24 protein-coding genes and 1 pseudogene are annotated in these 18,782 nt (G+C 63.9%); 13 read left to right on the top strand and 12 right to left on the bottom strand.

Translation table 11 applies throughout. From position 1 onward, the window contains the following. Positions 1–14: 14 nt before the first annotated feature. Genes fliP through Q8R73_RS06955 form a run of 3 tightly spaced genes read right to left on the bottom strand, consistent with a single transcriptional unit; the run spans position 15 to position 2,041 of the window. The gene (fliP, locus tag Q8R73_RS06965) at positions 15–770 is read right to left on the bottom strand and encodes a flagellar type III secretion system pore protein FliP (protein WP_305718802.1); all 756 of its coding nucleotides are present in this window, start codon (positions 768–770) and stop codon (positions 15–17) included. Continuing rightward, entirely contained in the window at positions 767–1,720 is a 954-nt protein-coding gene (locus tag Q8R73_RS06960) for a flagellar biosynthetic protein FliO (protein ID WP_305718801.1), read from the bottom strand. Before Q8R73_RS06960 ends, fliP begins: the two co-directional genes overlap by 4 nt. Before the next feature lie 36 nt (positions 1,721–1,756). Further along, on the bottom strand, positions 1,757–2,041 hold the full coding sequence (locus Q8R73_RS06955; RefSeq protein WP_305718800.1) for a hypothetical protein: 285 nt from the start codon (positions 2,039–2,041) through the stop codon (positions 1,757–1,759). Positions 2,042–2,096: 55 nt separating this feature from the next. Between Q8R73_RS06955 and flgB the strand changes: the two genes are divergently transcribed. The 7 genes from flgB to cckA all read left to right on the top strand — a co-directional run bounded on the left by flgB (position 2,097) and on the right by cckA (position 8,317). After that, positions 2,097–2,501 carry a flagellar basal body rod protein FlgB gene (flgB, locus tag Q8R73_RS06950; RefSeq protein WP_305718799.1) on the top strand — a complete coding sequence of 135 codons (405 nt, stop codon included), beginning with the start codon at positions 2,097–2,099 and terminating at the stop codon, positions 2,499–2,501. A 19-nt stretch (positions 2,502–2,520) separates the two neighbouring features. Continuing rightward, positions 2,521–2,946 (top strand): flagellar basal body rod protein FlgC, encoded by a 426-nt coding sequence (flgC, locus tag Q8R73_RS06945; RefSeq protein WP_305718798.1) that lies wholly within the window; start codon positions 2,521–2,523, stop codon positions 2,944–2,946. 17 nt (positions 2,947–2,963) lie between these two features. Next, entirely contained in the window at positions 2,964–3,287 is a 324-nt protein-coding gene (gene fliE, locus Q8R73_RS06940) for a flagellar hook-basal body complex protein FliE (protein ID WP_305718797.1), read from the top strand. Positions 3,288–3,418: 131 nt separating this feature from the next. After that, a complete protein-coding gene (fliQ, locus tag Q8R73_RS06935; protein ID WP_305718796.1) occupies positions 3,419–3,682 on the top strand; it encodes a flagellar biosynthesis protein FliQ in 264 nt (87 codons plus the stop codon). 19 nt (positions 3,683–3,701) lie between these two features. Continuing rightward, a complete protein-coding gene (fliR, locus tag Q8R73_RS06930) occupies positions 3,702–4,472 on the top strand; it encodes a flagellar biosynthetic protein FliR (protein ID WP_305718795.1) in 771 nt (256 codons plus the stop codon). An 11-nt stretch (positions 4,473–4,483) separates the two neighbouring features. Continuing rightward, on the top strand, positions 4,484–5,563 hold the full coding sequence (gene flhB / locus Q8R73_RS06925; RefSeq protein WP_305718794.1) for a flagellar biosynthesis protein FlhB: 1,080 nt from the start codon (positions 4,484–4,486) through the stop codon (positions 5,561–5,563). Positions 5,564–5,755: 192 nt separating this feature from the next. Then, on the top strand, positions 5,756–8,317 hold the full coding sequence (gene cckA, locus Q8R73_RS06920; RefSeq protein WP_305718793.1) for a cell cycle histidine kinase CckA: 2,562 nt from the start codon (positions 5,756–5,758) through the stop codon (positions 8,315–8,317). A 31-nt stretch (positions 8,318–8,348) separates the two neighbouring features. Here the strand turns inward: cckA and Q8R73_RS06915 are convergent, their stop codons facing one another. From Q8R73_RS06915 to Q8R73_RS06900, 4 genes are read right to left on the bottom strand one after another with little or no spacing between them, the layout of a single operon-like run. After that, the gene (locus tag Q8R73_RS06915; protein WP_305718829.1) at positions 8,349–8,753 is read right to left on the bottom strand and encodes an OsmC family protein; all 405 of its coding nucleotides are present in this window, start codon (positions 8,751–8,753) and stop codon (positions 8,349–8,351) included. Between the two features lie 10 nt (positions 8,754–8,763). Next, positions 8,764–9,000, bottom strand: coding sequence for a thioredoxin family protein (locus Q8R73_RS06910; protein WP_305718792.1), 237 nt, complete (start codon positions 8,998–9,000; stop codon positions 8,764–8,766). Between the two features lie 17 nt (positions 9,001–9,017). Then, positions 9,018–10,079: a permease gene (locus Q8R73_RS06905; RefSeq protein ID WP_305718791.1), complete on the bottom strand. Its 1,062-nt coding sequence runs from the start codon at positions 10,077–10,079 to the stop codon at positions 9,018–9,020. After that, a complete protein-coding gene (locus Q8R73_RS06900; protein ID WP_305718790.1) occupies positions 10,076–10,369 on the bottom strand; it encodes a helix-turn-helix transcriptional regulator in 294 nt (97 codons plus the stop codon). The genes Q8R73_RS06905 and Q8R73_RS06900 overlap by 4 nt, the downstream gene beginning before the upstream one ends. Positions 10,370–10,668: 299 nt before the next feature. On the opposite strand from Q8R73_RS06900, the gene Q8R73_RS06895 reads away from it, so the two are divergent. After that, complete coding sequence (locus Q8R73_RS06895; protein WP_305718789.1) at positions 10,669–11,625, top strand: class II glutamine amidotransferase; 957 nt, start codon at positions 10,669–10,671, stop codon at positions 11,623–11,625. Continuing rightward, entirely contained in the window at positions 11,622–12,290 is a 669-nt protein-coding gene (locus tag Q8R73_RS06890) for a class I SAM-dependent methyltransferase (RefSeq protein WP_371126047.1), read from the top strand. Before Q8R73_RS06895 ends, Q8R73_RS06890 begins: the two co-directional genes overlap by 4 nt. Here the strand turns inward: Q8R73_RS06890 and Q8R73_RS06885 are convergent. Continuing rightward, complete coding sequence (locus tag Q8R73_RS06885; RefSeq protein ID WP_305718788.1) at positions 12,283–13,566, bottom strand: hypothetical protein; 1,284 nt, start codon at positions 13,564–13,566, stop codon at positions 12,283–12,285. The two genes, Q8R73_RS06890 and Q8R73_RS06885, sit on opposite strands and share 8 nt — an antisense overlap. A 127-nt stretch (positions 13,567–13,693) precedes the next feature. Continuing rightward, a complete protein-coding gene (locus Q8R73_RS06880) occupies positions 13,694–14,044 on the bottom strand; it encodes a carboxymuconolactone decarboxylase family protein (RefSeq protein ID WP_305718787.1) in 351 nt (116 codons plus the stop codon). Positions 14,045–14,523: 479 nt separating this feature from the next. Between Q8R73_RS06880 and Q8R73_RS06875 the strand changes: the two genes are divergently transcribed. Both Q8R73_RS06875 and Q8R73_RS06870 read left to right on the top strand, forming a co-directional pair. Next, the gene (locus tag Q8R73_RS06875; RefSeq protein WP_305718786.1) at positions 14,524–15,501 is read left to right on the top strand and encodes a Tim44-like domain-containing protein; all 978 of its coding nucleotides are present in this window, start codon (positions 14,524–14,526) and stop codon (positions 15,499–15,501) included. Positions 15,502–15,682: 181 nt separating this feature from the next. Further along, entirely contained in the window at positions 15,683–16,384 is a 702-nt protein-coding gene (locus tag Q8R73_RS06870; protein WP_305718785.1) for a glutathione S-transferase, read from the top strand. A gap of 24 nt (positions 16,385–16,408) precedes the next feature. Here the strand turns inward: Q8R73_RS06870 and Q8R73_RS06865 are convergent, their stop codons facing one another. The 3 genes from Q8R73_RS06865 to Q8R73_RS06855 all read right to left on the bottom strand — a co-directional run bounded on the left by Q8R73_RS06865 (position 16,409) and on the right by Q8R73_RS06855 (position 17,858). Beyond that, the gene (locus tag Q8R73_RS06865) at positions 16,409–16,768 is read right to left on the bottom strand and encodes a GFA family protein (protein ID WP_305718784.1); all 360 of its coding nucleotides are present in this window, start codon (positions 16,766–16,768) and stop codon (positions 16,409–16,411) included. Positions 16,769–16,869: 101 nt separating this feature from the next. Beyond that, a complete protein-coding gene (locus Q8R73_RS06860; RefSeq protein ID WP_305718783.1) occupies positions 16,870–17,037 on the bottom strand; it encodes a hypothetical protein in 168 nt (55 codons plus the stop codon). A gap of 338 nt (positions 17,038–17,375) precedes the next feature. Beyond that, entirely contained in the window at positions 17,376–17,858 is a 483-nt protein-coding gene (locus tag Q8R73_RS06855; RefSeq protein WP_305718782.1) for a hypothetical protein, read from the bottom strand. Positions 17,859–17,958: 100 nt separating this feature from the next. Here Q8R73_RS06855 and Q8R73_RS06850 point away from each other — a divergent pair, with 100 nt between their 5' ends. Continuing rightward, the gene (locus tag Q8R73_RS06850; protein WP_305718781.1) at positions 17,959–18,090 is read left to right on the top strand and encodes a hypothetical protein; all 132 of its coding nucleotides are present in this window, start codon (positions 17,959–17,961) and stop codon (positions 18,088–18,090) included. 127 nt (positions 18,091–18,217) lie between these two features. Further along, positions 18,218–18,782 (top strand): annotated as a pseudogene (locus Q8R73_RS06845) (fumarate hydratase); the annotation flags it as partial.

The following is an 18,782-nucleotide window of genomic DNA, read 5'->3' as shown; positions in this document are numbered from 1 at the left end:
ATGCAACCGTGAGGCTATCCCCCGTAACTCTGCACCAGGCTCCCCGCCACCAGCGACCACCCGTCGACCAGCACGAAGAAGATCAGCTTGAACGGCAGCGACACCACCACCGGCGGCAGCATCATCATGCCCATCGACATCAGGACCGAGGCGACCACGAGGTCGATGATCAGGAACGGCAGGAACAGCAGGAAGCCGATCTCGAAGGCGCGCTTCAGTTCCGATATCATGAACGCCGGCACCAGGATGCGCAGCGACAGGTCTTCGGGCGTCGCCGGCGCCGGCTCGCGCGACAGGTCGATGAACAGTTTCAGGTCCTTTTCGCGGACGTTCTTCTGCATGAAGCCGCGCAGCGGCACCGACGCCTTCTGCAGCGCTTCCTCGATGCCGATCTCGTTGGCGATCAGCGGCTTGATGCCGTCGTCATAGGATTTCTGCAGCACCGGGCCCATCACGAAGGCGGTCAGGAACATCGCTAGCGCAATGATGACGGAATTCGGCGGCGCGGTCGCGGTGCCGAGCGCGGTGCGCAGCAATGACAGCACCACCACGATCCGGGTGAACGACGTCATCATGATCAGGATCGACGGCGCGACCGACAGGATCGTCAGCAGCGCGATCATCTGGATCGCGCGCTCGGTGACGCCGCCGCCACCGCCGCCGAGATTGATGCTGATGTCCTGCGCGAACGCCGGATCTGCCAGCGATCCGGCGGCTATCAGTGTGGCAAGGACTAGGAAAACTCTACGCGGGGAGGCCGCCGGCCTCACGAAGGGGTCTTTGGACGGCCCAGCAAGGATGCCATCTCGTCTTCGAGATTCTCGAAGCCGCTCTTGGCCGGCGCCGGCGGTATCGGCTCGTGGCGCGGGGCCGCGCGGCCTTGCGGTGGTTCGGGCGCGACCGGCGGCGCCACGGTTTCGTTAGCCGGCCGGCGCAGGGCGGCTTCAAGCCGTTGCGCCATCTCGGCGAGATTCTGGTCGGCACTGGACTGCGGCGGGGGAGGCGGCGGCGCTGGAGGGGGCGGCGGTGCGGCGGCCCGTTCGGGTGCGCGCGGCGGCGCCTTCGGCGGTTCGGGCCGCGGCGGCCGCGGCATCACGGGTTCGCTGCGCGAGGTGACCCGCGACGGCATCGGTTCGGGCCGCAGTTCGGGGCGGGGTTCGGGCCGGCCGCCCATCGGCTCCGGTGCGAAGCCGGCCAATGGATCGATGCGCTCGGCCCGCTCGGGGCGCCGTTCCGGCATCGGCATTTGCGGCGGTGCCGGGCGGCGCACTTCGTCGGCAAACGAGGGACGAACCGGCCGCGGCGGCGGCTCGGGCATTTGCGGCTCGGCGTGGTCGAACATGTCGGTCCGGGCGCCCTCGCCATCGCTCCAGCTGGTATCGGGCAGTGGCGCGATCCGGGGCGGCGGCTCGGCGCCGCCGACGGCGGGCCGTGGCGCCTGCTCCCGTCCGGGCATGGCGCGCACGATATTGGCTTCCACTACGATGTCGGTGGGCCCTCCGATCATCAGCAGATGCTCGATGTTGTCGCGCCGCACCAGAACCAGCCGCCTGCGGCCGTCGACTGCGGCTGCATCGATCACCGCCAGCCGCGGCATCCTTCCGCGATTGGTATTGGCGCCGAGGCGGTTGGTGGCGAACCGGCGAACCAGCCAGGCGGTGACGCCGATCAGGGCCAGCACGGCGACGAATGCCAAGAAGAATGTTAGTGTTCCCTGCATAGCTTCAGTCCCCGGCCAATAAAGCTGTCTTCAATCTTACGCCTGGCGATTGCAGACCGGAACCGATCCGTCCGTCGGCCAAACGAAGCGCAGCCCAGCCTTATTCCTTAATTCCTCTCGGCAAGAAGTGCCGCCCAGCAATCCTAATAAACCAAGAATCACCTGGGCCAAAACGACTTCTGATCGCCCCACGCGATTGGTTAACGCAGCTTTCGTGGCAAAAATGCGCTCGATTTGCCGCCGGAACGCCATCCGCACCGGGGTCTGGCCGTTGTCCACGGTTTCATCAGCCGATTTTAACCCGCTGTTAACCATACACACGGCAAATTCTGCCTACCTCAGCGGCGCCATGCCCTGAGGTAACGGGGCCGATCTGATGGCTATCAACGATTTTCCGATGTTGTCGGCGCTGCGCACCAAGATGCAGTGGCACCAGGAGCGCCAGCGCGTGCTCGCCGAAAACATCTCCAATTCCGACACGCCGAATTTCCGTCCGCGCGAACTGGTCGAGCCGAAGTTCGACAAGAATGGTGCGAGCCCGGCGGCGATGGGAGCGCTGGCGATGATGCGAACCAGCAACAGCCACATCGCCCCCGCCGGCGGCGGAGACACTTTCGCGCAGCACGGCCGGGCCGGGTTTCATACCAGGCCGGCCGGCAACGCCGTCAATCTCGAGGACCAGATGCTCAAGGTCTCCGCCAACCAGATGGACTACGCCGCGGCCACTTCGCTCTACAGCCGCAGCCTGGGGCTGCTGAAAACCGCCATCGGCAAACGCTGAGTTCTAGGGAAACGCGATCATGGCAAGCGATGGAAACGACTTCGGCCGCTCGATGAGCATCGCGACCTCCGGCCTGCGCGCGCAGGCGGGGCGGATGCGGGTGCTCTCGGAAAATATCGCCAATGCGGATTCCACCGGGGCGACCGCGGGCAGCGATCCCTACCGCCGCAAGATCCCGACGTTTGCCTCCGAACTCGATCGTTCGCTGGATGCCAGGGTCGTGAAGCTCGGCAGGGTCAGGCCCGACGCGTCGGCGTTCCAGGTCAGATACGAGCCCTCCAATCCGGCTGCGGACGCTGCCGGCAACGTCAAATATCCCAACGTCAACAAAGTGATCGAAATGTCCGACATGCGCGAAGCGCAGCGATCCTACGAGGCGAACCTCAATATCATCAGCGCCACGCGGCGGATGATCCAACGCACGCTCGACATCCTCAAGGCCTGAACAGGAAACCCCAGACCATGGCTTCACCCACAGTCGCTGCAAATGCCTACGCCGCGCTTGCCCGCATGACCAGCAGCACCGGCGCTGGCGCTGGCGCCGGCACCGGCGCCGAAATCGGTGGCGGTCAATCCTTCGGCGCGGTGCTCAAGGAAGCGCTCGGCAGCGTGATGGAGGCCGGCCGCAAATCCGACGCCCAGACGGTGGCGATGACGACGGGCAAGGCCAACGTGATGGACGTGGTGACGGCGGTGGCCGAAACCGACGTCGCGGTCTCGACGCTGGTATCTGTGCGCGACCGGATGATCCAGTCCTACGAAGACATCATGCGGATGCCGATCTGATGAATGTCGTCATTCCCGGGCGTCGCGGCAGCGACGAACCCGGAATCTGGGAGATGGTTCGCGGGATTCCGGATTCGCGCTTCGCGCGCCCCGGAATGACCACTGTTTAGATCGAGTGAAATGGAATTGAAATGACCGGTGCCGAAACCCTCGATGTGGCGCGCGATGCGATCTGGACCATCGTCGTGGTGTCGTCGCCCTTGATGCTGGTCGGCCTCGTGGTCGGCGTCGTGGTGTCGCTGTTCCAGGCGCTGACCCAGATCCAGGAACAGACCCTGGTGTTCGTGCCCAAGATCCTGGCGATCTTCGTCACGCTGCTGCTGGCGCTGCCGTTCATGTCGGAGTCGCTGCACGGCTACATGATGCGGATATCGTCGCGAATCATAGGCGGTTGAGGCATGATGCGCGTGAATCATGCGCATCGACATCTCATTGCTGCCGGCACTCGCCGCCGCCTTCATGCTGGTATTTGCCCGCATCGGCGCGATGGTGATGCTGTTGCCCGGGCTCGGCGAGGCCAATATTCCGGTTCGCATCAAGCTGGCGATCGCGCTGCTGCTGACGCTGGTGATCCTGCCGCTGCACCGCGCCGCCTACAACATCGACATGCAATCGATCACGGCACTGCTGGTATTGATGATGCACGAAATCGTCATCGGCGTGGTGCTCGGCGCCACCGCGCGGGTAACATTGTCGGCGCTGCAGGTCGCGGGATCGGTGATTGCCCAGCAGCTCGGCCTCGGATTCGTCACCTCGGTCGACCCGACCCAGGGGCAGCAGGGTCTGCTGATCGGAAACTTCCTCACCATCCTTGGCCTGACGCTGCTGTTCGCCACCGACAGCCATCATCTGGTGATCGCTGCGCTCAACGACAGCTATACGATCTTTGCGCCCGGCGAACTGATGAGGAGCGGCGATGTCGCCTCGCTCGCCACCAGCGCCTTCTCCGCCGCCTTCAAGATCGGAATCCAGCTGTCGGCGCCGTTCCTGGTGTTCGGGATCGTTTTCAATATCGGACTGGGCGTGCTGGCGCGGCTGATGCCGGCGATGCAGGTCTATTTCGTCGGCGTGCCGCTGTCGATTCTCGCCGGCTTCCTGATCCTGGCGCTCGTCCTCGTCACCATGATGGGAACCTTCCTCGAATATTTCATCGGCGTCATGCATCAGCTGATACCGCGCAGGTAAAGGCCTGATTGATGTCCGACGAGAATGACGCCTCAGACAAAACAGAAGACCCGACCCAAAAACGTCTGGATGACGCCCACGAAAAAGGCGACGTCGCCAAGAGCCAGGAGGTCAACACCTGGTTCGTGCTGGCCGGCGCCACGCTGGTGCTGGCGTCCTTTCACGGATCGATCGGCAGCGGCATCCTGGCGCCGCTGCGCAATCTGGTGGCCAATTCATGGATGATCTCCACCGACGGGGCGGGCCTGATGGCGCTGACGCAGAGCCTCGGATATGTGCTGATGACGGCCCTCGGCGTGCCGTTCCTGATGTTCGCGATCGCGGCGATCGCGGGCAACATGATCCAGCACCGGATGGTGTGGTCGGCCGAGTCGATCAAGCCGAAATTCAGCAAGATTTCGCCGGCCGCCGGATTCAAGCGGATATTCGGCAAGCAGGGCGTCGCGAATTTCGTCAAGGGCCTTTTCAAGGTGATCGCGCTCGGCGCCGTGATGACGGCGGTGCTGTGGCCGGAGCGCTACCGCCTGGAATCGATGGTGCGGTTCGACGTTTCGTCGATCATGGTCGTCACCACCAGCCTGACGCTGCAATTGATGGGAGCGGTGGTGGCGATGCTCGCGGTGGTCGCGATCGGGGATTTCTTCTTTCAGTACCGGACCTGGTTCGAGAAGCAGAAGATGTCGCTGCAGGACATGAAGATGGAATACAAGCAGTCCGAAGGCGACCCGCACATCAAGGGCAAGCTCAGGCAGCTGCGCCAGCAGCGCATGAAGAAGCGGATGATGGCCTCGGTTCCCCAGGCTTCCGTGATCATCACCAACCCGACCCATTACGCGGTGGCGCTGCGCTACGAACGCGGCATGGCGGCGCCGATCTGCGTGGCCAAGGGCATCGATACGCTGGCGCTCAAGATCAGGGAAATCGCCGGCAAGCACGACATCCCGATCGTGGAGAACGTGCCGCTGGCGCGGGCGCTGCATGCGACCGTGGAGGTCGACGGCGAAATCCCGGTGGAACATTATCATGCGGTGGCCCAGATTATCGGCTACGTGATGGGCCTCAGGCGCGGGCTTTCCGGCCGGCCGGCGTGAATCCAGCGTCAGCCGGGACTCCGGACGGGGCTGGACGGACAGGCTGAAAATGACCGCGGCGGGCGAAATAGATGATGGGACGGCTTGCGCTGGCAGGCCCGATTCAGGCACTCAGGAGCGGGCGTGCACAAAGCGCGCCGGGCAGCGCGCGCAGCCGCGTAACATTGAAGTCGACAGGCGCTTTCCGCTGGCATGACCGCCGAACCTGACAAGGATCCCTCGCGAGAGCCTTTCGCCGCCCACGAGCCGGCGCGGCGGAACGGCAGCATCGTGCTGGTGCTGCTGGTGGCCTTCGCGATCGTCGCGGTGGCGGTGGCGCTGATGACCATCGGCCGCGCCCAGGCGCAGCCCTATATCCTCGGGCTGCTGGCGCTGCTGGCGATGGTCGGGCTGTTCAACCTGTTCGCCTTCGCCGCCGGCATCATCCGTTTCGCCGATCGTGCCGCCGACGATCCGGTGATGAGCCGGATCGCCGATCACGCCCATGACGGGCTGGCGGTGACCGATTCCCGCGGCCATGTGGTCTATTGCAACGCCGCCTATCTGGCGCTGACGGGGGCCGAGACGGCGCAGGACGCGCGCCCGGTGGAGCGGGTCTTTATCGGCAATCCCGACGTCTCGGAAGCGGTGTTCCGCCTGCTCAAGGCGGCGCGCGAGGGCAAGCGGCAGCAGGAAGAGGTCCGCATCGCCGGTTCCGACGGCAGCCAGGGCCGTTGGCTGCGGATGCGGGTCCGCCCGCTGGGCGCCAGCAAGCGCGAGGCGAAATACGCGGTGTGGTCGATCGCCGACATCACCCGCGACCGCGAGCGGCAGGAGGACGTGTTCCAGGAACTGCAGCACGCCATCGAATATCTCGATCACGCGCCGTGCGGCTTCTTCTCGGTCAATGCCGCCGGCGATCTCGTCTATGTCAACGCCACGCTGGCGAACTGGCTGGACCACGACCTCGCGGAAATCGGCAATGGCGGCCTCAAGCTGACCGACATCGTGTCCGGCGACGGCGCCTCCCTGCTGACCTCGATCGTGGCGGTGCCGGGCGAGGTCAAGACCGAGGTGTTCGACATCGACCTGCGGATGCGCGGCGGCAAGACCATGCCGGTGCGGCTCTATCACAAGCTGGCGTTCGGCGCCGACGGCGTGCCCGGCGCCTCGCGCACGCTGGTGATCAGCCGGGCCCGCGACGAACATTCCGATCCGCAGCGCGCCGCCGAAGTCCGCTTCATGCGCTTCTTCGACCATACCCCGATGGCGATCGCGACGGTGGACCGGTCGGGCGCGGTGGGACGCGCCAATGCGAGGTTCGCCAAGCTGGCGCAGAGCCTCAGTCCCGAGGGCGCAGCCGGCAAGTCGATCTTCCGCACCGTCAACCCGCGCGACCGCCATCTGCTGATCGCGGCCATCAACCAGGCGGCCGAGGGCCAGGGCGACATCGCGCCAGTCGAGGCGATGCTCGACGGACCCAAGGAGCGCTGGGGGCAGTTCTTCGTCACCGCGGTCGAGGAGGACGAGCGCGAGACCGAGGCGGCCATCGTCTATCTGCTGGAAACCACCGAGCGGCGCACGCTGGAAAACCAGATCAACCAGTCGCAGAAGATGGACATGGTCGGCCAGCTCGCCGGCGGCATCGCCCACGATTTCAACAACGTGCTTTCCGCCATCATGATGGCGAACGACTTCCTGCTGAACGCCCACAAGCCGACCGATCCGTCGTTCCAGGACATCATGCAGATCAAGCAGAATGCCACCCGCGCCGCGACGCTGGTGCGGCAGTTGCTGGCGTTCTCGCGGCGCCAGACGCTGCGGCCGCAGGTGCTCGACCTCGGCGACGCTCTGAGCGATCTCACCATGCTGTTGCGCCGGCTGATCGGCGAGAAGGTCAAGCTCGACCTCGTGCATGGCCGCGATCTGTGGCCGGTCAAGGTCGACGTCTCCCAGTTCGAGCAGGTGATCGTCAACCTCGCCGTCAACGCCCGCGATGCGATGCCCGATGGCGGCAAGCTGACGGTACGGACCGCCAATGTCACGACGGAGGAATCCGGGCAGCTCGCCTACAAGGGCATGCCGGCGGCGGATTACGTCCGGATCGACGTCGCCGACACCGGTACCGGCATCCCCGCCGACATCGTGGACAAGATCTTCGAGCCGTTCTTCTCGACCAAGGAAGTCGGCAAGGGCACCGGCCTCGGCCTGTCGACGGTGTACGGCATCGTCAAGCAGACCGGCGGCTTCATCTATGTGGACTCGGAGGCCGACAAGGGCACCTCGTTCCACATCTTCCTGCCGCGCCACATTGCGGAGAAGGAAGCCGAGCCGGAGCCCGCGGCCGCCAATGGCGCGGCCAGGGCGGAGGCGGCGGAAGCCAGACCGCGGGCCGACCTGACCGGGCAGGGCACCATCCTGCTGGTCGAGGACGAGGAGGGGCTGCGCTCGCTCAACGCCCGCGGCCTGCGCTCGCGCGGCTACAGCGTGATCGAGGCCTCCAACGGCATCGAGGCGATGGAGGCGCTGGAGGAAAAGAACGGCGAGGTCGACCTCGTGGTTTCCGACGTGGTGATGCCGGAAATGGACGGGCCGACACTGTTGCGGGAAATGCGGATCCGCAATCCCAACCTCAAGATCATCTTCGTCTCGGGCTATGCCGAAGAGGCCTTTGACAAGAGCCTGCCGGAAAACGAGCAGTTCGCCTTCCTGGCCAAGCCGTTCGCGCTCAGCGCGCTGGTCGCCAAGGTCAAGGAGACCATGGCGCCGTCGTGAGGGCGCTGGCGCCCGGGCAGTCCGGGGCGAACTACTCCCTCCTGCGGATCACGCCTTCGAGTTTCGTCGCCGCAGCCACGGTGTTCGAGATCGTGCCGTATTTGCGGACGTTGGTGTGCAGGAGCTCGAGGCGCTGATCGGTTTCGTCGGTATCGACGATGAGCTCATAGTCGATCGAGATCATCTTCGGCGGGCTGTCCTGCCGGATACCGTGGAGCTTCACCTCGACGCCACGGAGATCGAACTTGAGCATCGGCGTCACCCGCTCGATGCCCTTGATCATGCAGGCGGCGATGGACGCAAGAAACAGCTCCGCCGGATTGAAGGCATCCGGGCGGCCGGCAACATCCGTATCGAGGACGATTTCGGCCGCCTTGGCGGCCGCGACGCTGCCGTGCGCGTCGATCCGTCTGGCGCTGACGCGGTATTCGAGCATCGGTCGCACCTCAGGCAGCCAGCCAGCGCGCGAGGTCGTCCGGCCTGGGCAGGCCGCCCGCATGAACCACCTTGCCGTCGACGACGATCCCCGGCGTTGACGCGATGCCGTAACCGGCGATGGCGGCATAGTCGGTCACTTTTTCAATGCTGACGGGAACGCCGAGCCTGTCGGCCTCGGTCTGAACCATCTCGACCGTCGCGGCGCAACGCTTGCACCCGGGCCCGAGTATCTTGACCTGCTTCATGGATAATCTCCGTCGGTTCACGAGAACAGCGCGTTGAAGATGAAGCCCACCGCCAGGATGCCGGTACCCACCACGCCGACGAATACGGCGATCAGGCGGACCGTGAGAACTTTGCGAAGGATGATGATCTCCGGCAGCGACAGCGCAATCACTGACATCATGAATGCGAGCACGGTGCCGAGCGCGGCGCCCTTGGTGATCAGCGCTTCGACCACGGGGATGATGCCGGCCGCGTTCGAATACATGGGAATGCCGAGCAGCACCGCGGCCGGAACCGACCACCAGACATCCCGGCCCATGATCGAGGCCAGCAGTTCCGAGGGTACATAGCCGTGGATGAATGCGCCGGCGGCGATGCCGGCGATGATCCACGGCCACACCTTGCCGACGATCTCCTTCACGGCGTCGATGCCGGCCTTGATTCGGTCGACAACCGAGAGCTCTTCCTGTGGAAGCTCGACCGCGTCGGAGCGAAGGTTGCGGACCCATTCCTCGAGCCAATGCTCGAGATGCAGCCGGCCGATGATCCAGCCGGAAATGATGGCAATGGCGAGGCCAAAGGCGAGATAGGTCAGTGCCACTTTCCAGCCGACCAGCCCGAACAGAAGTCCGAGCGCCACTTCGTTCACCATCGGTGCGGCGATCAGGAATGAAAACGTGACTCCAAGCGGTACGCCGGCGCTGACGAAGCCGATGAACAGCGGCACGGCAGAACAGGAGCAAAACGGGGTCACGATCCCGAGCGAGGCAGCCAGCACGTTGCCGACGCCCTCGCGCCGGCCGGCCAGCAGTGCCCGGGTCTTCTCCGGTGAGAAGAAGCTGCGCACGACGCCCATGCCGAACACGACCAGCGTGAGCAGCATCAGAACCTTCGGCGTGTCATAGGCAAAAAAGCTGATCGCCTCGCCCAGGTGGCTCTTCGGATCGACCGGCGTTTGCGCGACGACCCATTGCGAAAACGGGACAAGCTGGCTGTAGACAACGCCCCAGATGGTCAGGGCAGCGACCGTCCACCCGATCCATTTGGCGGTCGACGGGCCGGCGCCCGGTGCGCGTTCAGTGATCGAACCGAGGCTCATGCGGCGTGCCTTTGTTGGACTGCCGGCAGCGCCAGCGCGGCGTCGATCAGGGTGGCGACCGCCTGAGGAAGATCTGGCGCTCGGCGATACCGGACCCATTGAGCATCGCGGCGGTCCGCCACGAGACCGGCCGTCTTGAGGGCGGCCATATGGCGGGACATCCGGGACTGGCTGGCGCCGAGCGCCTGCATTAATTCGCAAACACAATGCTCACGCCCATCCCACAGCATCCGGAGGGCTTCGAGTCGGACCGGTTCTGCAAGAGCGGTGATAATTGCGATTGAGTTCATATGCTTATCCTAAATGCGCTTATGCGCATAACCGCATATAATGTGTTTGCCATCAATTGTGCAAGGGTCCGACGCGAGTTTCTTTGCAGTAACTGTTTCCGCCTCTTCTTCTAGGGCCAAGTGGGTCAGGTCGGTTGATGCAGGTCAATCCAACCGGAACGTCGGTTGGTAGGATACAATTCGTTCGAGCAGCACCGCGATTTTGCCCGCTTCTCGGCCAGATCCGTTGAACACTCGAAAGCGAGGGTCCCATACGTCGGGAATTCGCGATGTTGTGCAGGGTCTGATTTGGCGGTGCCATGTGTGAACTCCTCGGACTGTCGAGCAACGCCCCTGCAACGGTGAGTGTTTCGCTGCCCAAGCTCGCTGAACATGGCCGTGCCTCCGGAACGTACAATGATGGCTGGGGTGTCGGCTATTATGAGGGAGCGGACGTCCGCTTGATGAAGGACTCGGCCGCTGTCGGCGACAGCGAATGGATCCAGTTCATCGCCGGTCATAACCTGCGAAGCCAGTTGGTGATCGCGCATACCCGCAAGGCAACGCGCGGAACGCGGTCCTACTCCAATGCCCAGCCGTTCGTTCGGGAACTGGCCGGACGTGCACACTTGTTTGCGCACAACGGCGATCTGCCGGGCATATTCTCGGGCGGGCTCCAGGCCGATCGGTTCAATCCAATCGGCGAGACCGACTCCGAACTCGCCTTTTGCGTCCTGCTCGACCGTATGGCGGCGATCTGGCGGGTGCCCGGCGCAACGCCGACGCTCCGCGAAAGGTTCTTGGTGGTGTCGACGTTTGCCAGCCAGCTCCGGGCATTGGGTCCCGCGAATTTTCTGTATTGCGATGGTGAACTGCTGTTCGCTCACGGACACCGGCGGAAGCATGCTGAAACCGGCAAGGTAGAGGCGCCGGGTCTTGTGTCGCTCCAGCGACACTGTCAGAGCGGCCGACCAGGTATCGTGGCGGACGGGCTCTCGATCCGAAGCGACGATCGGCTCGTTACGCTATTCGCGAGCGTTCCCTTGACAAGCGAGCGGTGGGAGCCTCTTGCAGAAGGGGAACTGGTTGCCGTTTCTCATGGACAATTCGTTGGACGACAAATGGTCGGCGAAAGTCCGGTATTATGCGAGGATCCGGTCGATCCATTGGACCGATCGGGACCCGACGATGCCGGAAGAGCCTTCGTAAATTCGGGCGCTGCGTCCGCCGGTCAAGCACCGTTGGATTTCGTCAGCGATGCAAAGAGGCCATCGTGAATCTCTATGACCGCTGGGTTCTGCCACCCATCCTCGATCTGGTCATGCGGCAGCGCCCGTTGCAGAAGTATCGCCGCGAGGTGGTTGCTGCAGCCACCGGACGGGTGCTCGAAGTCGGCATCGGATCAGGATTGAATTTTCCGCTCTACGACAAGCGGGTCGAGACCGTATTCGGGATCGACCCATCGCCCCGTTTGCTTGCTATCGCGCGCCGACGCGCTGCCGCGGCCGGTGTGCCCGCCGAATTCCTGCAGGGGTCTGCGATCGCGATTCCCCTCGCTGAGAACACCATGGACACCGTGGTGATGACGTGGACGCTTTGTTCGATCCCGGACCCATCGGCCGCATTACGCGAGATGCGACGGGTGCTGAGGCCGCATGGCCAGCTGCTCTTCGTCGAACATGGGCTTTCACCCGAGTCAGGAGTCGAACGCTGGCAACACCGGCTCACGCCCATCTGGTGCCACGTTGCCGGCGGTTGCCGTCTGGACCGGAAAATGGACGACCTCATCCGCTCGGCCGGCTTCGATCTCCTGAGGCTTCGAACGGAGTACGCAAGCGGGCCGCGTCCGATGACCTACATGTATCTGGATGCGCACGGCCGGCGGCATGATTCTGCGGGTTGGCCGAAGAACGTTCAGCCTCATGAAGCGCCGCTCAAATGACGAATACCGGAGCGAAGCCGCCGCCCGGTGTCCGGAAATTCGTCGTCTGTCCCTGATACAGTCGCGCCGCCGTGAGCAACACGTCACCGTTGTAGACGTATAGCCTGACGTCGGTCTTTCGGGCCTCCGGACAGCCGTCCACCTTGACCATGCGTTCACTCGGCGCGGCAAAATCCTGGGCGACATATCCAGCACGAGTGATCTCCGCCCATACGCCCGTGGTGACTTTGTCTCCGCGATAGACTGCCTTGCTCCCGTAACCGCCCGCTGGCTTGAAGAACAACGACTTTCTCGCGCGCCACAGTTCCTGCGCATTTTCGGGAGTAACGAGCACCGTATGCGGCACGCCGGCCAGGTCAGCGAGTATCGACGGCGACGCTCCCCAGGAGCGAAGCGCCGCATGATCGGACAGCAGCGCGAGGTTGCGCTTGTCTGCGTACAGTGCATGCACGCGCGGATTGGGTGTAACGACGACTGCGCCGTCGAGGTAAGCGTCGCGGAGATCCCCGTGTTCGGGACTGCCAAGGGAAAAATCGACCAAGCGATTGTAGACCAGATCGATCGGCTGGTGGTTCGCGAGCAGTTCGCCACGCGCGTACCGGAGCTGATTGCCATCCACGATCACGGCATCGATGCCGTTCTTCTGGAAGAAGCGCTGAGCCAGCAGAAACTCCGGATAAAGATACTGTTCTGCCGGGCGGTCATCGACGATCGCGATCCGCCGCGGGATGCCTTGCCGCTTCTGGAGTTCCCACTCGTGCTGGAACATCCGCATGACGGCCGCCTCGAAATCGTCGGCTTGCGGTCGGCCCAGAGCGACCTCTACCTCCTTGCAGCAAGCCCGCTGGGCCTTGGCCAGCAGCGCGTTCAAAAAGCCGCCGCCGGCGTTGGTATTTACCTCGATCAGCCTGGGACCCTCGGCAGCAAGGTGAAAGTCGTAACCCATGAACGCGCCAACCGGCCCGAAATCATGCCGAGCGGTCGCGGGAGCCCGGGACAACGCCGCATCGCGATAACCCGGCAATCGAGTGGCAGCTTCGACCGCATGCACGGTCCGAAGCATCTCCCCGACACTGGCTTCCGGCAGGAATACCGGCACGTTCGAGAAAAGATGAGTCTTCGGCCCGATGAAGGTCCGACAGAATTCCGGATCTCCGACCTCCCGCTCGAGGGCCTGGCACAAAGCGTCCCGGTCCAGCGTGATGCAGAAGCACTCACGGTTCAGAACCTCGGAGATGGTTCGAGTCTCGGACGTGACAGGCGCCGGAGCGTCCATGTGTTCAACCTCGCCTTACTCTCGCGCCTGGCAACATAGGCTCGCTTTCAAACACCGTCAACGATATTTCCAGAAATATGGAAATATTGCTGCGGCGATGCCAAAGCCAACCGGCGATTATTCGCGACTACGGCTTGGAGCCGGCAAATTGATCGTAGGCGCGTAACGCATCGGCTCCGTACACTGCCGCCGGCCCGCCTCCCATATAGACGGCGAGAGCTGCCGTCTCGGCGACTTCCTCCCGGCTCGCTCCATGCTGATGAGCCATCTTCGTGTGATAGGCGACGCAGCCGTCGCAGTGGACGGCGATGCCGATCGCGAGCGCCATTAGTTCTTTCGTTTTCGTGTCGATCACTTTTGAGGCTGTCGCCGCAGTGGAAAGAGCCCCAAAGGCTTTCATCGTTTCGGGCGCGGCTTTTTGCAGCAGCCCTACGCCGACGATCACATCACGGGCGACATCGGTAAAGTCTGTGGTCATATCCAGTCCCTCGCTGCTTCATAAAGATCAAGTCACGGCTTCCAGCGCCGATCGCGGTGCGCATGAGCAAATGACGACGTCTCTATTGGCCATGATCCAATCCTCATCTGGGTGCCGAGACAGCGCGGCACATTTCACTTCCCACTTCCTCTTCACGAACTGCGGCGGTCCCAAAGCGCTCGTCGATCGCTCTGGCTGCGGCAACTGGAGCCGTGGCTGTCACCTCGGCGGGGCGGGCCATATCAGTAACAATGCGCTCGGGATCAGCGGTTGCGATGGATCAAGCCAAAGAGGCCGACCCTCAGCGCTTCGTAGTCCGCCAACTGCCGCCGTTCCGCTGAATCCGGATATACCTGCCTAATTGACGCATCCCCGCGACCGAGCGCCGCAGCCATGCGTCCCTATGGCGGCTTCACTTTTGGGCGGCGCTGCCCATCTTAGTGGCTGCTTCCCCCTGCTGGGGATTTGAGGAAAAAGACATGAATTTCACGCAGCGTACGCGCAGCATCGTCCAGGCCCTTGCCGTCATTCTATCGTTGGCGATTCCGGTGATGTTTGCGATCTCAGCGGCCGACGCACGGCCGGGCGGTGGCGGTTCCCGCGGGAGCCGGACCTTCTCGGCGCCGCCCCCCACCGCTACAGCTCCGAAGGCGGCGCAGCCGCTCAACCGCACCATGACCCAGCCCGGCAGCCCCGGCGTGGCCGGTGCTGCCGCCACCGGTGCCGCCGCCAAGGGCGGCATGTTCAACAAGCCCGGCATGGGCATGCTCGGCGGCCTCGCCGCTGGCTTCCTCGGCGCCGGTCTGCTCGGCATGCTGTTCGGCGGCGGGTTGTTTTCCGGCCTCGGCAGCATGGCATCGATCATCGGCCTGATCCTGCAGATCGGCCTGATCATCATCGTGGTCCGGCTGGCGATGTCGTGGTGGCAGCGCCGTAACACTCCTGCCACCGCTTCGGCCTATGCCGGACCGGCGTCCGGAGCCCCGGGCGGCCCCGGCGGTCCGCTGAACTCGCTGCGCACCGGAACCGGCTTCGGCCTGGGATCGGGCAGCGCACCGCTGGAGATCCAGCCGGCCGACTACGAGGCGTTCGAGCGGCTGCTCGGCGATGTCCAGACGGCATGGTCGAACGAGGATGTCGACAAGCTGCATACGCTGGCGACCCCCGAAATGGTGATGTACTTCACCAAGGACCTCGAGGAGAACAAGGCCAAGAACGACATCAACAAGGTGTCCGACGTCAAGCTGCTGCAGGGCGACCTCGCGGAAGCCTGGCGCGAGGGCGAAACCGACTACGCCAGCGTGGCGATGCGGTTCTCGCTGATCGACAAGACCCTGGAGCGCGGCACCGACCGTCTGGTCGCGGGCAGCGAACAGCCGATCGAGGCGACGGAGGTGTGGACCTTCGTGCGGCGGCGCGGCGAAAACTGGGAACTCTCGGCGATCCAGGAAGCCTGATCGCCTGCAACGACTGACATCAAAGGCGCCGCGGTTGATTCCGCGGCGCCTTTTCCGTTGGGGCGCCTCGTGCTCCTTTCCGTGGCGACGGTTGTATATGCTTGCACCGGCGCGCATCGGGGACCGGAACCCCAGGCTGGTTCCGTTGCGGGCCAGCCCACGTCCGATGGAAGGATCGCCGATGCGTTACGAACTCTATTACTGGCCGCAGATCCAGGGGCGCGGCGAATTTGTCCGCCTTGCACTGGAGGAGGCCGGCGCCGATTACGTCGACGTGGCGCGCCGACGCGGCATGGGCGCGATGACGAAGATGATGGAGGCGCACCACACGCCGCCGTTCGCCCCGCCGTTTCTCAAGGCGGGCAAGCTCGTGGTCGGGCAGACCGCCAACATCCTGCTCTATCTCGGGCCGCGCCATGGCCTCGCGCCGAAGGCGGAAGCGGGAAGGCTGTGGCTGCATCAGCTGCAGTTGACGATCGCGGATCTCGTCCTGGAAATCCACGACACCCATCATCCGCTCGGGCCTTCGCTGTATTACGAGGATCAGCGCGGGCCGGCGAAGAAACGCACCGCGGAATTCTGGAAGGAGCGGGTGCCGAAATATCTCGATTATTTCGAGCGGTTGCTGGAGAGCGGCGGCGGCTCCTGGGTCATGGGCCGCCGCGTCACTTGCGTCGATCTCTCCCTTTTCCAGATCGTGGCGGGGCTGCGCTACGCTTTCCCGAAACGCATGAAGGCCCACGAGCGCAGGATCCCCGGCCTTGTCGGTCTGCATGACCGCGTGGCGGCACGGCCGAACATCAGGGCGTATCTGGAAAGCGAGCGCCGCATTCCCTTCAACGAAGAGGGAATTTTCCGGCGCTACAGGGAGCTGGATGTTTGAGGTGTTGCGAAGCGCGCAGCGGCGCTACCTGTTCCGTCCGTCGATCGGCGTCATCGTCAATCCTGCAAGCTCGATGCCGTCGATGCAGCTGACATTGAGCGCCACCACCGCGGTGCCGTCGGGCCGGGTGCCGTTGGCGAAGACCTCGACGCCGCAGTCGATGCAGGACTGGTGCCTGATCGCGTGCTTGTTGAAGAGATATTCGCGCAGATTATCCTCGCCGGCGCGAAGCACGAAACTCTTCGGGTCCAGGAATGCGAAATGCAGGCCCTTCTTGGTGCAGATCGAGCAGTTGCAGGCGGTGACCATGGCGAGATCGGTGGTGCATTCGAAACGCACCAGGCCGCAATGGCAACCGCCGGTGTAGACCTTGGTGTTGGGCATCGGACCGCGTCCGCTCCGCGCGTGGATGTGACCGTCCTTATAGACGATTTTGCGGGATGTGTTCGACTGTCACCGACACCGCCGGCACGCGGCGCGCCGGTTCACGCGAGCTGATCGATCCGCGTTCCCTGGCCCGGAGGCAGGGCCGCCCGTACCGGCGGCGGCGGCGGTATGCGATCGTCGCGGTCGGCCTTGACCTCCGGCGGTTTGAGCACGCCGGCCTCGGGCGGTTTGATCGGCATCGAAGAACTGACTGCAGAAATACTCATCGGACGGGATCCTCGGCTTCGTTCCCCCGACTGTGACGAGGCCGGGACGAAAGCTTTATGAATCCGCAGCCGAAATTGCGAGGCATCGCGGGGATTGCAGCGTGATGGTGAACGGCGGGCTCGAAGATCGCTCAAATGCGACCGATCCTGTTATCGGATCCGAAGGCTACTCATACCAATGATTTAATGCCGAAGTAGGCAATCCGTCATTCCGGGGCGATGCGAAGCATCGAACCCGGAATCTCGAGATTCCGGGTCTGGTGCTAACGCACCATCCCGGAATGACGGTCTCACAATGTCGTTTTCAAACGGGCTGGCCATATCATCGCCGCGGCATGCTATTCGTCCGAGCCGCGGGTGATCGCGATCGCCGCCTCGGTCCTGGTGCGCGTGCATTCCATGTTGAGCCGGCGGAAGCGCATCTTGACGCGGTCGCCGCGCAGCAGCCCCATCCGCCGGATGCAGCGGGTGGAACCGGTCATCACGTCGGGCTTCGGGATGGTGAAGACGATGGCGCCGGCGCTGGCGACCAGCTCGAAAAATTCCGGCTTCGGCTTGCGGCGGTCGGCCTTGGCGTAGAGCTCGTTGGAGTAGTTGGCGCCGCGACAGCCGAGCGAAAGCTCCCTTGCCTGCGGGTGCGACAGATAGATGGTCTTTCCGGTGGTGATGCCGATCTTGATGCCGTCGACCTGTTGCTGCAGCTCCTTGGCGATATCCTCGCAGCGGTCGGCGCGCGCCGGTCGACTGTCCGACACCGTGAGAGCCGATGCGGCCAGCAATATTGCAGCCAACGTGGTCGATTTGCGAAAGTCCGTTCTCATGCAAAATGCCCCTTTACGCCATTGAAACGCGCAGATCGATTTCCTGCAAGGCCCGGTGGCGGAAGTCAATCCGAACTGGACTGCGCGAGGAACGTAAAAGGTGACGCTGAGCCTGTCGCAACGCTCGGTCACATTTTTCAAGCGCGCCGCCCGCCAGCGCCGTGTGCCGTACCAGCGCATGATCCGCGCGCTGGTGGATGCCTATGCGGAGAGGCAGGAACGGAAGGGGTGAGGAGGCTCCGTTCAGGGCTGGCGGTCATCCAGAACCTTCCATTTACCCAAGAAATGCTTAGAACGGTTCAACCGCCGGCCCGCGCCTCGCTGCAGACGCCTCCGGCTCCCAACCTTGCGAGCAAGCCATGAACGCCCCCACGCCGATCCCGTCCGCCGCCACCCCCGTTCCGCCCTACCGGCACACCCCGCTGTTTCCGCTCGGGGCCGACACCGCGCCGTACCGGAAGATCACGTCCGAGGGCGTGCGGGTCGAGCACGTGCTGGGCAAGGAGATGCTGGTGGTGACGCGCGAGGCGCTGCGGGCATTGAGCGAAGCCGCGTTCGGCGACATCAACCATTATCTGCGGCCGGGACATCTGCAGCAGCTGCGCAATATCCTCGACGACGGCGAAGCCAGCCCCAACGACAAGTTCGTCGCGCTGGATTTTCTCAAGAACGCCAACATCGCGGCCGGCGGCGTGCTGCCGATGTGCCAGGACACCGGCACCGCGATCATCATGGGCAAGACGGGTTTTCGGGTCATCACCGACGGCGACGACGAGGCGGCGCTGTCCGAGGGCGCGCGCGACGCCTATCTGCGCCGCAATCTGCGCTAGTCGCAGGTGGCGCCGCTGTCGATGTACGAAGAAAAAAACACCGCCAACAACATGCCGGCGCAGTGCGAGATCTATGCCGAGGGCGACGACGCCT

The sequence above is a fragment of the Bradyrhizobium sp. genome, assembly GCF_030697065.1.
Classification (GTDB): Bacteria; Pseudomonadota; Alphaproteobacteria; order Rhizobiales; family Xanthobacteraceae; genus Bradyrhizobium.
The sequence above is the reverse complement of the archived record's forward strand: the minus strand, read 5'-3'. Positions and strand labels throughout refer to the sequence as shown.